The sequence below is a fragment of the Candidatus Melainabacteria bacterium RIFOXYA2_FULL_32_9 genome, from assembly GCA_001784615.1.
GTDB lineage: Bacteria > Cyanobacteriota > Vampirovibrionia > Gastranaerophilales > UBA9579 > UBA9579.
Window position 1 is genome coordinate 1 of sequence record MFRQ01000117.1, and the last position, 1016, is coordinate 1016.

Consider the following 1016-nt stretch of genomic DNA (forward strand, 5'->3'; position numbering starts at 1 on the left):
CAAAAGTCAAAATAGAGGTCTAATAATATCATGCAATATTTTAGTTTATTCATCAATCAACTACTGAATTACGGAAATTTCAAATCATCAGAGATTCCAAGAAAATATCATAGAGAGTTACTGACAGAGTTTTCAAAGATTAAAAACAAGGATTCTGTGTTTATTCCATCATTAATCAAGCTATGTAAAAATACTGAAGGTAGATTGATAATAGATGATACGAATAATCCTAAGTATGGATTGAAAAAGATAGCAAGAAAGATGAAAAATCTAAAGACTAGTGGGTATGAATCAGGATACAAGATATTGCTGTTCTTGTGGGAAACAGATAATTACAGAATACCAATAGGATTCTCATTGTGGCATAAAGAAAGTCCATCCCTTAATGAATTGGCATTACAGGGTTTAGGGATATTGAGAAATACCTTCAAATTAAAACCAAAAGTTGTATTAGCTGATGGATTTTATTCAGCAGATAAGGTTGTAAAGCGTTTAACTGACTATGGATACCCTTTAGTAGAAAGATGGAGAAACAATAGAAAGCTCGATGGGTTAAAAATCAAACAGCAAATACCAAGAGGATTTGGAGATTATCAGGGATATTTACAAAATGGATGCAAGGTTAAAATATTCAGAAGGAGGAATCGTTTCTACATAAGCAATAGAATGCTTTTATCTATGAAAGATGCTGTTAAATTGTACAAGAAACGCTGGACAATAGAGGAAACATTCAAGATATTAAAGTCTCAGATAGGATTAAATCGCTGTCAGCAACACTCGTTACAGTCTCAAGAAATCTTCCTTTTTCTTTGTATGATCGCTTTCTCTTATCTTGAAAAGCTAAAGGACTATTCTGTCTATAAAACTAGAGAAACTGTCATCTTTCAATCAGTCTCTCTTGATAATTCAATATTAATGGATGTTTTCAACCCATGCTAAAATTCAGTAAAAGCTTTTTTAATTGATTCTTTATAATCAGGTCTTAAGACGCCAACTTCGGTTATAATTCCGAAAAT

At 31.7% G+C, this 1016-nt stretch carries 2 protein-coding genes (1 of these 2 running past the window's edge); one reads left to right on the top strand and one right to left on the bottom strand.

The features are described from left to right. The first annotated feature begins 30 nt into the window (after positions 1–30). Positions 31–939, top strand: coding sequence for a hypothetical protein (locus A2255_10955; protein ID OGI18128.1), 909 nt, complete (start codon positions 31–33; stop codon positions 937–939). Here the strand turns inward: A2255_10955 and A2255_10960 are convergent. Beyond that, positions 936–1016: the 3' portion of an S-methyl-5-thioribose-1-phosphate isomerase gene (locus tag A2255_10960; GenBank protein OGI18129.1), read on the bottom strand. Its footprint extends 972 nt past the window's final position; 81 of the gene's 1053 nt are visible here — the last part of the coding sequence; its start codon lies beyond the right edge, outside the window; it ends in the stop codon at positions 936–938. The genes A2255_10955 and A2255_10960 overlap by 4 nt on opposite strands.